This is a genomic window from Pacificimonas flava, assembly GCF_000342165.1.
GTDB classification, from domain to species: domain Bacteria; phylum Pseudomonadota; class Alphaproteobacteria; order Sphingomonadales; family Sphingomonadaceae; genus Pacificimonas; species Pacificimonas flava.
The window spans coordinates 206,884-219,825 of sequence record NZ_AMRV01000003.1; the positions used below are offsets into that span (position 1 = coordinate 206,884).

At 59.9% G+C, this 12,942-nt stretch carries 12 protein-coding genes; 4 read left to right on the plus strand and 8 right to left on the minus strand.

Annotated elements, in window-relative coordinates; all coding sequences use genetic code 11:
* Positions 1-12: 12 nt before the first annotated feature.
* From C725_RS06110 to C725_RS16375, 4 genes are read right to left on the minus strand one after another with little or no spacing between them, the layout of a single operon-like run.
* Complete coding sequence (locus tag C725_RS06110; RefSeq protein WP_008601009.1) at positions 13-3,183, minus strand: efflux RND transporter permease subunit; 3,171 nt, start codon at positions 3,181-3,183, stop codon at positions 13-15.
* Complete coding sequence (locus C725_RS06115; protein WP_008601011.1) at positions 3,180-4,676, minus strand: efflux RND transporter periplasmic adaptor subunit; 1,497 nt, start codon at positions 4,674-4,676, stop codon at positions 3,180-3,182. The genes C725_RS06110 and C725_RS06115 overlap by 4 nt, the downstream gene beginning before the upstream one ends.
* Positions 4,673-5,950, minus strand: coding sequence for a TolC family protein (locus tag C725_RS06120; RefSeq protein ID WP_008601012.1), 1,278 nt, complete (start codon positions 5,948-5,950; stop codon positions 4,673-4,675). Before C725_RS06120 ends, C725_RS06115 begins: the two co-directional genes overlap by 4 nt.
* Positions 5,951-5,956: 6 nt before the next feature.
* Complete coding sequence (locus C725_RS16375) at positions 5,957-6,310, minus strand: copper-binding protein (protein WP_008601015.1); 354 nt, start codon at positions 6,308-6,310, stop codon at positions 5,957-5,959.
* Between the two features lie 80 nt (positions 6,311-6,390).
* On the opposite strand from C725_RS16375, the gene C725_RS16380 reads away from it, so the two are divergent.
* The 3 genes from C725_RS16380 to C725_RS06130 all read left to right on the plus strand — a co-directional run bounded on the left by C725_RS16380 (position 6,391) and on the right by C725_RS06130 (position 9,506).
* The gene (locus C725_RS16380) at positions 6,391-6,540 is read left to right on the plus strand and encodes a hypothetical protein (protein WP_008601016.1); all 150 of its coding nucleotides are present in this window, start codon (positions 6,391-6,393) and stop codon (positions 6,538-6,540) included.
* Positions 6,541-6,553: 13 nt separating this feature from the next.
* A complete protein-coding gene (locus tag C725_RS16385; RefSeq protein ID WP_160165716.1) occupies positions 6,554-6,766 on the plus strand; it encodes a hypothetical protein in 213 nt (70 codons plus the stop codon).
* A gap of 199 nt (positions 6,767-6,965) precedes the next feature.
* Positions 6,966-9,506: an NAD-dependent epimerase/dehydratase family protein gene (locus tag C725_RS06130; RefSeq protein WP_008601018.1), complete on the plus strand. Its 2,541-nt coding sequence runs from the start codon at positions 6,966-6,968 to the stop codon at positions 9,504-9,506.
* Between the two features lie 423 nt (positions 9,507-9,929).
* Here the strand turns inward: C725_RS06130 and C725_RS16155 are convergent, their stop codons facing one another.
* Entirely contained in the window at positions 9,930-10,124 is a 195-nt protein-coding gene (locus tag C725_RS16155) for a hypothetical protein (protein ID WP_008601022.1), read from the minus strand.
* 274 nt (positions 10,125-10,398) lie between these two features.
* Between C725_RS16155 and C725_RS06135 the strand changes: the two genes are divergently transcribed.
* Positions 10,399-11,184, plus strand: a complete 786-nt coding sequence (locus C725_RS06135) for a PEP-CTERM sorting domain-containing protein (protein ID WP_078056170.1) — start codon at positions 10,399-10,401, stop codon at positions 11,182-11,184.
* A 286-nt stretch (positions 11,185-11,470) separates the two neighbouring features.
* On the opposite strand, the gene C725_RS06140 is transcribed toward C725_RS06135, so the two are convergent.
* From C725_RS06140 to C725_RS15710, 3 genes are read right to left on the minus strand one after another with little or no spacing between them, the layout of a single operon-like run.
* Positions 11,471-11,962 carry a DUF6692 family protein gene (locus tag C725_RS06140; RefSeq protein WP_038281976.1) on the minus strand — a complete coding sequence of 164 codons (492 nt, stop codon included), beginning with the start codon at positions 11,960-11,962 and terminating at the stop codon, positions 11,471-11,473.
* The gene (locus C725_RS06145; RefSeq protein ID WP_008601025.1) at positions 11,959-12,486 is read right to left on the minus strand and encodes a DUF305 domain-containing protein; all 528 of its coding nucleotides are present in this window, start codon (positions 12,484-12,486) and stop codon (positions 11,959-11,961) included. The genes C725_RS06140 and C725_RS06145 overlap by 4 nt, the downstream gene beginning before the upstream one ends.
* Positions 12,483-12,938, minus strand: a complete 456-nt coding sequence (locus C725_RS15710; protein ID WP_038282146.1) for a potassium channel family protein — start codon at positions 12,936-12,938, stop codon at positions 12,483-12,485. Before C725_RS15710 ends, C725_RS06145 begins: the two co-directional genes overlap by 4 nt.
* Positions 12,939-12,942 lie beyond the last annotated feature (4 nt).

The following is a 12,942-nucleotide window of genomic DNA, read 5'->3' on the forward strand; positions in this document are numbered from 1 at the left end:
TTCGTTCTCCTTCTATGATCCTGCCGGAACCATTTCCGCGTCAGGCACCTTTCCCTCGGCGGGCCTCAGCCGCTTGACGCCGATCAGTTTGTAAATGGCGGGCATGACGAGCAGCGAAAGGAACGGCGCTGTCAGCATGCCGCCGATCATCGGCGCGGCGAGCCGCTGCATGACTTCCGCCCCGGTGCCGGTACCGATCAGCAGCGGGAACAGCCCCGCGAGTATGACCGCCACCGTCATAGCCTTGGGCCGGACGCGCAGAACCGCGCCGTCCATGAGCGCTTCGTCGAGATCTTCCGGTTCCGAGAAACGGTTTTTTGCGGCTCTCTCCTCTATGGCGCGGTCGAGGTAGACGAGCATCACGACCCCGAACTCCGCGGCCAAGCCGGCAAGCGCAATGAACCCGACTGTCGTCGCCACCGACACGGCGTGACCGAGCAGGTAGACGAGCCATACCCCGCCAACGAGCGCGAATGGCAGGGTCAGAAGCACGATGGCCGGCTGCCGGACACGCTTGAAGGCCAGGAAAAGCAGCAGGAAGATGATCGCGATCGTCGCCGGCACGACCCACTTCATGCGCTCAGCCGCGCGCTGGGCGTATTCGAACTGCCCAGACCAGGCGACCGCATATCCGGGCGGCAGGTCGACGGCAGCGGCGACCGCCTCTTTTGCCTCGCCGACATAGCCGACGACATCGCGGCCGCGAACATCCACATAAACCCATACCGAGGGCTGTCCGCCCTCGCTCTTGATCATCGCGGGGCCGTCCTGAATGTTGACATCCGCCACTGTGTCCAGCGTCACGATGGCGCCGGACGGCGCTACGATCGGCAGATCACGCAGCGCCCCCGGACTGTCGCGCAGTTCCCGCGGAAAGCGAACATTGATGGGGAACCGGGCCAGACCGTCCACCTTCTCACCGATTTTCGCACCGCCCACCGCAAGCGCGGCTGTGGTCTGCACGTCCTCGACCGAGAGGCCGTAGCGGGCGGCGGCCAGCCGGTCGATGTCGATATCGATGTACCGCCCCCCCGCGATGCGGTCGGAGATCGCGGACGCAGTGCCCGCTACCGGCTTCAAGGCGCTTTCGATCTCGGTCCCCAGGCGCTGTAGAGTATTGAGGTCCGGTCCGGAAATCTTCACGCCGACAGGTGTCTTGATCCCCGTGGCCAGCATGTCGATACGATTGCGGATGGGTTCGACCCAGACATTGGCCAGTCCCGGGATTTTCAGTTTCCGGTCGAGCTCGTCGATAATCTTGTCCTTGGTCATGCCCGGGCGCCACTCATCCTTGGGCTTGAACTGGATCGTCGTCTCGAACATGGCGAGCGGCGCGGGATCGGTCGCAGTATCGGCGCGGCCCGCTTTGCCGAAAACAGTATCCACCTCGGGGACCGTCTTGATGATCCGGTCGCTTATCTGGAGCAGTTCCGAAGCCTTCGAGGCCGGAAGCCCTGGCAGTGCCGTCGGCATATAGAGAAGGTCGCCTTCATCCAGCGGCGGCATGAACTCGCCGCCAAGCTGGCTGGCCGGAAAGGCCGTAGCGAGGAGCGCGGCCAACGCTATTCCGAGTGTCAGTTTGGGAAACCGCAGTACCGTGCTGAGCGCCGGCCGGTACATGCGGATGAGCCAGCGGTTGACGGGGTTCTCATTTTCGGGACGTATTTTGCCCTTGATGAAATAGGTCATGAGGACCGGAACGAGCGTCACGGACAAACCGGCGGCCGCTGCCATCGCGTAGGTCTTCGTAAACGCCAGCGGCTTGAACAGTCGCCCCTCCTGACCTTCCAGTGTAAAAATCGGGATGAACGACAATGTGATGATGAGGAGCGAGAAGAACAGGGCTGGCCCGACTTCGACGGCCGCATCGACGAGAACGGCGCGGCGGCGGCGTTCGCTAAGCTCTCCTTCCGCCGCCCGCGCATGTTCGAGCTTCTTGTGAGCATTCTCAATCATGACGATGGCCGCATCGACCATCGCGCCGATGGCGATGGCGATGCCGCCAAGCGACATGATATTCGCATTAACACCCTGGAACCGCATGACGATGAAGGCCGCGAGAATACCCAGCGGCAGTGTCAGGATCGCCACAAGCGAAGAGCGAAGATGCATCAGAAACAGCGCCGTCACCACCGCTACGACGATGAATTCCTCAGCCAGCTTCTCCCACAAATTCTCAACGGCGTTGTTGATGAGTTCGGTACGATCATAGACCGTGACGATCTCCACGCCCTCCGGCAGACTGGTTTTCAGCGTCTCGAGCCTGGCCTTCACATTGGCAATCACTTCGAGGGTATTGGCGCCGGGCCGCACGACGATGATGCCGCCGACCACCTCACCCTGGCCGTTCAGTTCCGCAATACCACGGCGAAAACCGGGAACGATCTGTACGCGCGCAACATCCCCTACCGTAACGGGCGTACCGCCTGAACTCACGGCGAGCGGAATACGGCGAAAATCTTCGAGCGTTTCCAGATATCCGCCGACGCGAACCATATATTCGGCTTCGCCGCTTTCGATGATTGCGCCGCCGGTTTCATCGTTCGCTTCTTCGACGGCGTCGACAATCTGCTGCGCGGAGACCCGGTAGAGCTGCATACGCTCCGGGTCGATCTGCACCTGAAAAGCCTGCACCATGCCGCCCAGAGTCGGCACTTCAGCAACGCCCTGCACTTCCTGCAGCTTGAACTTCAGGAACCAGTCCTGAATAGCGCGAAGCTGACCAAGGTCATGCTGGCCCGTTCGGTCGACCAGCGCATATTGAAAGGCCCAGCCAACACCCGTGGCGTCGGGCCCCAGCGCCGGCGAAACCCCTTTCGGCAGCCGGTCCGACGCCTGGCTGAGATATTCCAGCGTTCGCGACCGCGCCCAGTACAGATCCGTTCCGTCCTCGAAGAGCACGGTGACGTAGGAATCGCCAAAAAAGGAAAATCCCCTGACAGCCTTCACCTTGGGCACCGAGAGCATCGTCGTCGCCAGCGGGTATGTCACCTGCTCTTCGACGATCTGCGGGGCCTGGCCGGCATAGGGTGTGCGGACGATGACCTGAACGTCCGAGAGATCGGGAATGGCATCGAGAGGCGTGCGGGAAACCGCGAAAAGACCGGCAGCCGCAATAAAGGCGCAGGCCAGCAGCACCATGAAACGGTTATTCGCCGACCAGCGGATGAGAGAGGCAATCAAGAGCCGTCTCCCTCTTCGATAGCCTGGATGACGTAGGTCCCATCTTCCGGACCTTCGGCAAAGGTAAAGCGCACCTTGCCTCCACGCTGCAATCCGCGCAGCTGCACGTCATCTCTGACGCCGAACGCCATGGTCATTGCCGGCCAGCGAAGCTCTGGCACGGGTCCGTGCGAGATGGTTATCTGCCTGTCTCCAGGATCGAGCGCCGTGACCTTGCCGCTCGTCTGGAAGACAGCCGTTTCGTCAGGAGCGGGTGCGGATTCCAGTCTTGCCACCAGACCCGAGAGCTGCGCCTCGGAATCGATAAGGAACTGGCCAGACAGGACGATTTCCTGGCCCTCTTCCAAACCGGCAAGGATTTCCGTCCTTTCGCCCGCTTCGCGCCCCACTTCTACCAGCACTGGCCGGAAGGCGCCGTCTTTCTCTACGATGACAATATCGCGCTCACCCGTCCGAATGACGGCCTCACTGGGCACGGTCAGCGCCGATCCTCCTGTGCCGCCGATCGTCATGTTGGCGAACATCCCCGCCTTCAGCTTGAGACCGGGATTGGACAGGGTGACCCGCACGCGGGCGGTGCGCGCCTGGGCATCCAGCGTAGGATAGATGTAATCCACCTGCCCCGTGCGGCTTTCGCCGGGATAAGCCGGAAAGGTCAATTCGACCGGCAGGCCGGTCTTGATCTGTCCTAGCGCTGCTTCCGGCACATCGGCGATGGCCCAGACCTGCGAAAGATCGGCAACGGTCATGATCGACTGTCCCGCGGACACCCGCGCTCCGGGTAAGGCACCTATTTCAGTCACAACCCCGGAAACCGGCGCAAACACGGCATAGGTTCGCTGCGGCGTTCCGCCCTTTGCAAGTGCGCCGATCGCCCGGTCGGGTAGCCCGAGAAGCCGCAATCTGCTGCGCGCGGCGCCCTTTAGACTCGCCGGCGCAACCTCTGCAGACATTTGCATCAGGGCGGCATATTCCGCCTGTGCCTCGAGCAGTTCGGGCGCGTAGATAGTCGCCAAATTCTGCCCTCGCCGTACCGGCTCGCCGGCAGCCCTTACGGAAAGCCCTTCGACATAGCCCGGTGTCAGGGTCTGCACCTCGGCAATGCGGCGTTCGTCGATCTCGATCCTGCCGACGGCTTCGACCTCCGCGGCAAAATCGGTGCGCTCCGCCTGCCCGGTTCGAATGCCAAGACTCTGGACCATCGCCGGTGATACGCGGACGCCGCCAGCCGCCTCATCGGCATATTTCGGAACTAGCTGCATATCCATGAAGGGCGACTTGCCCGGCTTATCGAAACGCTGGCCCGGCACCATCGGATCGTACCAGTACAGAACCTCGCGCCCGTCATCGGCACCGCCTGGCGCGGCGGCTTCGGCGGCCATGTCGGACGCATCTTCAGAATCGAACGCGGCCCCGAGGAGGAAGCCGGCGCCCCCGGCGGCGAGAGCAAACGCTGCTCCAGCCGCAAGCAGAATTCCATGCCGCTTCGTCATGCCGTGCACTCCCCTGTGTAGTAGAGTAGCTCTGCGGTAGCGCGGGACAGGGCCGCACGCTCTGCGACGGCCTGGACTGCCGCGTCGGTGGTGCGCTCACTGGCGACCTGAACATTTTCCAGGTTGCCGCCACCCGCGGCAAACCGCGCCTCCAGAGCCTGCTCCGCGCCGCGCAGCGCTGGCAGGGTCTCACGGACCGTTGCCGTCAATCTGGCCTCGGCGGCATCCCATTCGGCCCAGCTTTGCGAGAAAGCTGCCTCCAGCATACGCCGGGTATCCTGCCTGCGGTCCTGTGCAGCCGCGGCCAGAAATGACGCCTCGGCAATGCGCCGGTTTTGCAGTTTATCCTTGTTGAACGGCAGCTCGATGGAAACCTGTAGGGTGAACAGGTCGCCAAGATTGTTCCGCTGACCGTACATGGCCGACCAGCCCCAGTCCGGCAGCCGGTCTGCGCGGGCAACATCGGTAGCGCGGTCGGCGACCGTGATGCGGGCGTCTTCCACGCCAAGAAGAGGATGATCCGGCAGTTCCGCCTCCGCCTCCTGGCGCGATGCGGGCCGGCAAACCGGCAGAGCGGGTTCGAGTTCTCGACCGGCCGCTGCGCCGATCCATCTGGCGAGCTCGGCCCGCGCCGCTTCTTCCTTCGATTGTTCCGCAAGACTTTGCCCGCGAATTGAGGAAATCTCTGCTCTGATCGCGATCGCATCGGCAGCAGCCGCGCCGCCGGTGGCAATACGCGCCTCGATAGCCTGGCGGCGCGCATTCAGCTTGTCCGTCAGGTCTTCGTAGAGCCTTCGCGATTGCTGGGCCTCGATGATCGAAGCCCAGGATAACATGACCTCGCGGCGGATACGCCGGGCAAGAAGCTCCTGTTCCGCCAGCGATACCGCGCCCTCGGCTCGCAGGCGGGCAGCGGCAGCGTTTCGCTTTTCGCCGCGCACCTGCCGCCTTTCTATACCGATCGACTTCATCGTCATCATCGCCGTATCGAAAGAGAAAGCGCCGCCGCCGGTCACCGGTAGATTTCGCACTGCCAGAACGAGTTCGGGATCGGGCAGTTGCCGCGCCGCCACGGCAGCCTCCGCTGCTGCATCCGCAGTCCGTTCATAGGCGGTCAGTGCGGGCTGCCTGGTGAGCGCCAGATCCACCGCGCCGTTCAGTGAAAGCGGCTGCGCAGCCGCAGCCGCAGCCGCAGCCGCAGCCGCAGCCGCGGGCATTGTTACCGCCGCCGCGCTCAGGAGAAACCTGACGGTCCATTCGTGCATCTTTTTCATGACGGCTTACCGGGCCTCGATCGAGGTCAATGGATAAGACCCGCCATCTGCATCCGTGAAAGTGAAACAAACGTCGCTGCCAAGCGCCAGTTTTCCAATTTCCAGATTGTCCGGAACTGGAAACTTCATCGTCATGGAGGGCCAGCCGAGCTTCTCTATAGGATCGTGGGATATGGTAATCCCCTCCGCATCGACGGCCGTAACCGTTCCGCGCCCCTCGTAGCCAGCGGCTTGAACCGCCTGCGGCCCGGCGGCGGCCGATGAGTTCCCAGATGCCGGTTCAGCGTTGGCGCCGCCGTCATTCTGGCCGCAGGCCGCCACGGCCAGAGTTCCGGCCACGACAAAAATATTGCAATACATGAATTTATCCTTCGGAAAAGGTCGGCTCGCACGTCGCGCTTTCTTAGCGGGGCGGCGAAGCCAGGGCAGCGGCAGCGACGATGAAGTCGCAGCTGCTGCGCACGGAAACCTTAAGCCAGAAGGACTCGGGGGGGCGGATCGGCGCGCCGCGAACGGACGCCGCTCAGATCGCCGGCTACGTCGGCAGCGATACGCGGCGCAGCACGCCGAAGGCGAATTGCGTTCGATGAAAACGGTGCTGCAATGGCGGTACAAAAACTGGCACAATCGACCGAGCAGACCATCTTGTCGCCAGAACCACTCTCTTCGCAGCAATCGGACGAGGCAGAGGCGGTAACTTCCATCTGCGCGCAGTCCATTGCGGGCGCTGCCGCAGCCGCCGCAACCGGCAACGTGCCGAGCGAAAAAGCGACGGCAAAAAGAAGAAAGAGCCTGGCGAGCATCGGCGGGACATAGACGGCGCGGCATTGCAGCGCAAGAGGAGCGCTGCAATGCCGCGCCGTCTGAAGTCGTACCTAATCACCGGAACATCTGCAATGTCCCTCAAAGACTGTAAATTCTCGAAGACTGTAAACAGGTCAGCATCATCTCGGAACCGGACGAATTGCGGTTCATTGGAATGGCTATTCGGAATTTGCTGTGAAAGGGCACCGTAGTGGCAGAGCCGGACGATAAGCCAGTCGTAATCGTTACCGGCTCGAGTGGTTTTATCGGCTCTGCTGTAGTGAAGACGCTGTCTGCGCACTACCAAGTCGTCGCTTTCGACCGAGACACCCCGCCGCACCCGCCGGCAGAAGCCGAGTGCGTTTGCTTCGATATCACGGACCAGAGCAGTATCGAGGCGGCCATGCGGCGGGTTAGAACCGCCTACGGCGATCACATTGCTTCGGTGGTACACCTTGCCGCCTATTTCGACCTGAGCGGAGAGCCCAGTCCGAAGTATGACGAGGTCACGGTGGAGGGCACGCGCCGCCTCTTAAAAGGTTTGCAGTCTTTCGACGTCGATCAATTCGTATTTACCAGTACGATGCTCGTACACGCGCCCACACAGCGCGGCTGTCCTATCGACGAGACCGCGCCTTTGGACGCCAGCTTGCCGTACCGGGAATCGAAGTTAAGAACCGAACAGGTGGTTCGGGAAGAACGCGGCGACATCAAGGCCGTTTTCATGCGTCCAGCCGGCATATACGATGACACCGGAAGCTCGGCGTTCCTCACACAGCAGATCGCGCGCATTTACGAAAAGCGCGCCACTTCGCGCGTCTATCCGGGGGACCTTGGCGCGGGACAGCCTTATCTGCATCTCGATGATTTATTGGACGCTGTCGAGCGTATCGTAGAACGCCGTGCTTCTCTGCCTGCCGAATGGCCAGTTCTGCTCGGCGAAAAACAGGTCATGTCATTCGGAGAAATGCAAAAGACGCTCGGACGTCTCATTCACGACGAAGACTGGAAGACGCTGTCCGTGCCCGCGGCGGCCGCCAAAGCCGGCGCATGGGCGGAGAACGAGATCTTCGAGGAAGATGCATTCATAAGGCCATGGATGGTCGATATTTCCAACGACCATTATGAGCTCAATCTTGCAGATGCCGAAGAAAAGCTCGGCTGGACGGCAACCCGCAACATCCGCACCGCGCTGCCGGTCATCGTCGAGGGGCTCAAGAACGACCCCTATCGCTGGTACCGAAAAAACAAGCTGAATGCCGCCCGCGTCGCCGACACCAAGGTCTTGGGCGCAGAACCCGGGCAGCAGGACGTCGCTGCGCGTGCCGAGATGATGGACGAGCACGCAAATTCCATGCGGCGCATGCATTTCGGCAATCTCTGGGTGCACTGGCTTACCATGGCGCTTGGACTCTGGTTGGCTACCACGCCGTTCGTCTATGGCACTTTCGGTCAGACCGAGTTCACATCTAGCGTCCTGGCCGTAACGCAGGACAGAAATCTCTGGGCACCCCAATTTCGCAGTGAGCTTACGGCCTGGAACGACCTTGCGACCGGGCTGCTCATCATGGTCTTTGCCGGATGTTCCCTGTCCGCCCGGGGCGGATGGGCACAATGGGCGAACGCCCTTTTGAGCATTTGGCTGCTGGGTGCACCGCTGCTATTCTGGACTCCCAACGCGGGTGTGTATGCAAACGATACGCTCATCGGCGCGCTCGTTATCGCGCTCACCATTCTCATACCGATGATGCCTGGTATGGCGCCCGAAGGAATGATGGACGATACCGATGTTCCACCCGGGTGGAGCTATTCGCCGTCGACCTATGTCCAGCGTATCCCCATCATCATATTGGGAGCCGTGGGGTTCTTTCTTTCGCGTATACTGACGGCCTACCAACTCGGTCATATCGACATGGTCTGGGAGCCGTTCTTCGCGTCCCCGGGAAGCCTCAACGGCACCGAATATATCATCACCTCGGAGGTCTCAAAGGCATGGCCGGTCGCCGACGGCGGTCTCGGCGCAATGAGCTACATGTTCGAAATCCTGATGGGCGTGATGGGGAGCCGGGCGCGTTGGCGGACAATGCCCTGGATGGTCACGCTGTTTGGAATCGTCGTCGTTCCGCTAGGCGTGATCAGCATTTACTTCATCATCATTCAGCCGATTGTGATCGGCACCTATTGCACGATCTGTCTTTTGGCAGCCGCAGCCATGCTGGTCATGATTCCATATTCGCTCGACGAACTTGTCGCAATGGGTCAGTTTCTGGCGTGGAATACCCGCAGGGGCCGGCCATTCTGGAGAGCGTTTTTCAGGGGTGATGCCCTCCCTGGCGGGACAAAGGATCACCGTCCCGGATTTGAAGCGCCGGTAGCGCGCACCTTTCTCAATGCGGCCCGAGGCGTCACTGTGCCCTGGACGCTTGTCTGCAGCGCAATCCTCGGCATTCTTCTCATGTTCTCACGGGTAATTCTCGATACCGCGCCGCCGCTGGCAGACAGCGATCATTTTGTTGGCGCCATGATCCTTACAATCGCCGTCATTGCTACCGCCGAAGTCGCAAGACCGATACGGTTTCTCAACTGCTTTTTCGGTCTCTGGCTCGTTGCGGCGCCTTGGATAATGGAGGGCGGCGCGCTCGCCAATATCCTTGCCGGAAGTATCACTGGCTTGCTTGTGATCGCCCTGAGTCTACCGCGCGGGCAGCGAAGCGGGGAGCATTACGGAACATGGGACCGCTTCATCGTCTGATGGAGACCTATATTTATCGAGACTGACGTACTTGCGGCCTAATTTTAGTTTCTTGCGTAAATATCTGAAAACGCAACTGGCGCTTCACGCGCAGAATTTCCCTTTTTATGTGCTGGGCGGTGATAACACAGGCTGGAAAGCCGCCGGAGCGCGGAACCAGGCGAAGTAACCCATCCAAAGTTAGGCTGCTCCTTTTGGAAGCGGCCGATGATGTTTGCCGCAGAGCGTTATCGCATTCGGCGCTTCGTGTTCGTCAAGGGTCACAGCCGCCGCGAGGCAACAATTGTTTTCGGTCTGAGCCGCGAGACAGCGGCGAAAATGGGCCGGTTCTCGGTACCACCGGGCTATGCGGCGGCAAAGAATTATGTCCGAATCAAGAGCGCGCGCAAGCGAGGCGTTCGTACCGCTGGCATATCTACCCGGTCATGCCCGGGCGAACTTCTGCTTGGCAGCCGCCACATTGGCGAGGTTGGAAATAAAATTCATTTCTCCACCCTGGTTTCTTTGCAGGCGGCCCCGCCCTTTGGCAGAACGTGTCTGTTCAGGACAGCCGAGGTGCTTCTTGCCCTGCCCGGAGTTGCTCGTTGCAGCTTCCTTGCCCCATATCCGTTCCGGCATGGCCGCTCTGTAGCAAGCCAAATGCCCGCAGCCCGCTTGAGCCGCCAGTCGCTTCCGAACCGCGTTGCGGCGCCAGGACCCTAGCGTTCACTATGGCAGCGCAAACGCTATGCGATACGATCCTGCAGCAGAGATGTAGGAGCAGATCACGCAAACATTGTCGGCAGGCTTTACAGCCCCGTGAAGCCAATAGATAAAAAGCCCGGAAAATTGGGTTTGGCACTTTACTTGCTTGGTTGATGCCGTGAGCGTGGGGACGCTTAGAGGAGGAAGTATGAGTAAGCGTTTTCTTGCCCCCATTGCCATGGGTACAGCGTTGATAGCGGCGCCTGCCGCAGCGTCTATCATGCAATATGATGCCAATCTGACCGCCTTGAACGGATCGGGCGTGTCGGGAACGGCCAGCGTCTTTTACGACGATACCGCAGGGTCGCTGCGGTTGGTCGTCGATGCAAGCGGGCTTTACCCGAATTTCGTGCATCCGCAGCATATTCATGGGCCGTTTGCAGATGTGGACTGTGAAGCGCGGGCGCCAGCCGGCTCCTTTTTGGGCGGCGTCTGCATCGACAGTTCGACCAATCTCGACGCCCAGTCGCCAACGATCGCCCAGGATATTGACGGCGACGGCTTCGTAGAAACGCTGGAGGGTGCGGTTACCTATGGGCCGATAATTCTGAACGGCGCGACCGGACTTGATGCGGAAGGATCGCCGATTTTTCCGACAAGCAATGCGGACGGCGATCTGTCCTTTGATTATACCTACGATCTCGCATCGACCGAGCTGCTGTTCGACAGCCTGTTCATGGTCGACCACGAGCCTGAGGATCTTTTGCCTCTCTCTCTCCGCGAATTCGTCATTCACGGTGTCTTCGTGCAGGACGGCAGCGGCGACATGTTCGAGGTGACAGATGATATCAGCAACGAATATGTCATGCTGCTGCCCGCCGCCTCGGGCGAGTTCGAGTTCGTCGGTGAAGTTCCGGTGCCAGAACCGGGCGCTCTCGGCCTGCTCGGCCTAGGCATGATCGGTCTTGCAGGGCTTCGCAAAAAGCTAGGGTGAGAGGGGTATTAGACCTAATCTGTTACGCTTTCTAATGGCTAGCGAGGCTATTCTCGCAATAAATGTAGGCCGCTGATTCAATGATCAGGCCATGGGATAAGCCGTGGCCTGATAAGCCCGTCGTCATTTAAGACTGCGATGGTCCCGCAAATTGGACAGGGTGCTAAGCTGATCCCGACCTGAGGAATGGACGGGAAATGAAGACGACGAGAAAGCGATACAACGCGGAGTTCCGAAATTCCCTTTCGTGCGGCGCGGATAGCACTCTTTCAATCGCGCCACACTGTCAGCTATTGCAGCGCTGAAAACCCCTAAAACCCAATTCGTCAGGGGCACCTGGCAGGTAAACCACCATCTCTGACTCACGCAGGCCGCCTCTACGGCTCTGACGATCAACCGGATAAATTCGAATCTGAAGGCCTGCTTGGCCGTAATTACCATCGGACGATTCCGGTAACGTGATCAACTTGCCGTTCAGCTTAATCGTTGCGTCTCGCCGAGAGCCGCTGAAGAGAAGCGATGGAAACCCCACCTCAGTCATACTGAAGAGGCATCGGGTTTCCCTTCCTCCCAAACTCTTTATGTCCGCCGGGGTCATTGTACCGGGGTAGAGCACGGCCGGGTCGACATTCGCCAGTGCACTTGCCGCTGGCACTCTAGGAGCGGGCTTGGCAGGCTCTTCCAGCCCTGCTTCTTGATCGTTGCCGGCTGCCGTGTTTTTGTTGCAGGCCGCCAAGGCCAGGATCGCCCCAAGGCCGATCAGAACTGCGAGGTTCATCGTCCTACCTCCTTCATGATGGGTGTCGGCCGAGGGCCATCTCTTTCTATTGCTTCGATAAGATATTTCATTTCCGCAATTTCGCGCCGCTGAGCGACAATAATGTCCTTGGCGAGCTGCCGAACGCGCGGATCGCGTAGATGAGCACGCTCGCTGGTCATGATGGCAATCGAGTGATGCGGGATCATCGCCTTCATATAGTTGGTATCGCCAACCGACTCTTGACTGCGCACGAGCCAGAGCGCGCCAGAGAAAACCACCGCTGCCGCACCGATGATGATCAGGTTCTTCGAAACATTGCCATACATCTTCCACATAAATCCGAGCATGATGACGGCCATGGCCGCGCCCATGACGAACGCCATCCAAAAGCGGGTTTCGCTGAAGAAGACATGATCCAGGGTGTAGGTGTTTAGGTACATGAGGCCATACATGACGGTCGTCGACGTCGCGATCATGGCCATGAAGATACCGTAGCCCATACCGCTGCCGCTTTCTGATTTGCGGTGATCATGATTGTTCATGAGCCCATCCCTTCTTTAAGATTAGCATTATCTCGAGACGGCTGTTTGGGCCTCAGGAGCTTGAAAACATACGAAGCCGAACAGCTGATCAGCAAGAATCCGGTCAGTGACTCTACGCCCGCCACGAAACGCAGATGCTGTGTCGGGTAAATGTCGCCAAGGCCGAGGGTCGTGATATTGATGAGAGAGAAATAGAAAAAATCCATCGCTTGCATGGACGGCTCCTTATCCAACGAGCCTAGTCCGAGCCCCTGACCCATCACGAAGCCAGCCGCGAAAATTCCGGCAACTATGAGATGTGAAACGAGTACCGCGAAGAGGAATAGCAGCACCGCATATATTGAAGGTTCCGGGTAGTTTCCGAACGGCGCGATCGCACGGTTCAGAGCAGTAATATGAAAAAGGCACGTCAGCAGAAATAGAACCAACGCAAGGACGATTGCCAATAACATCGCC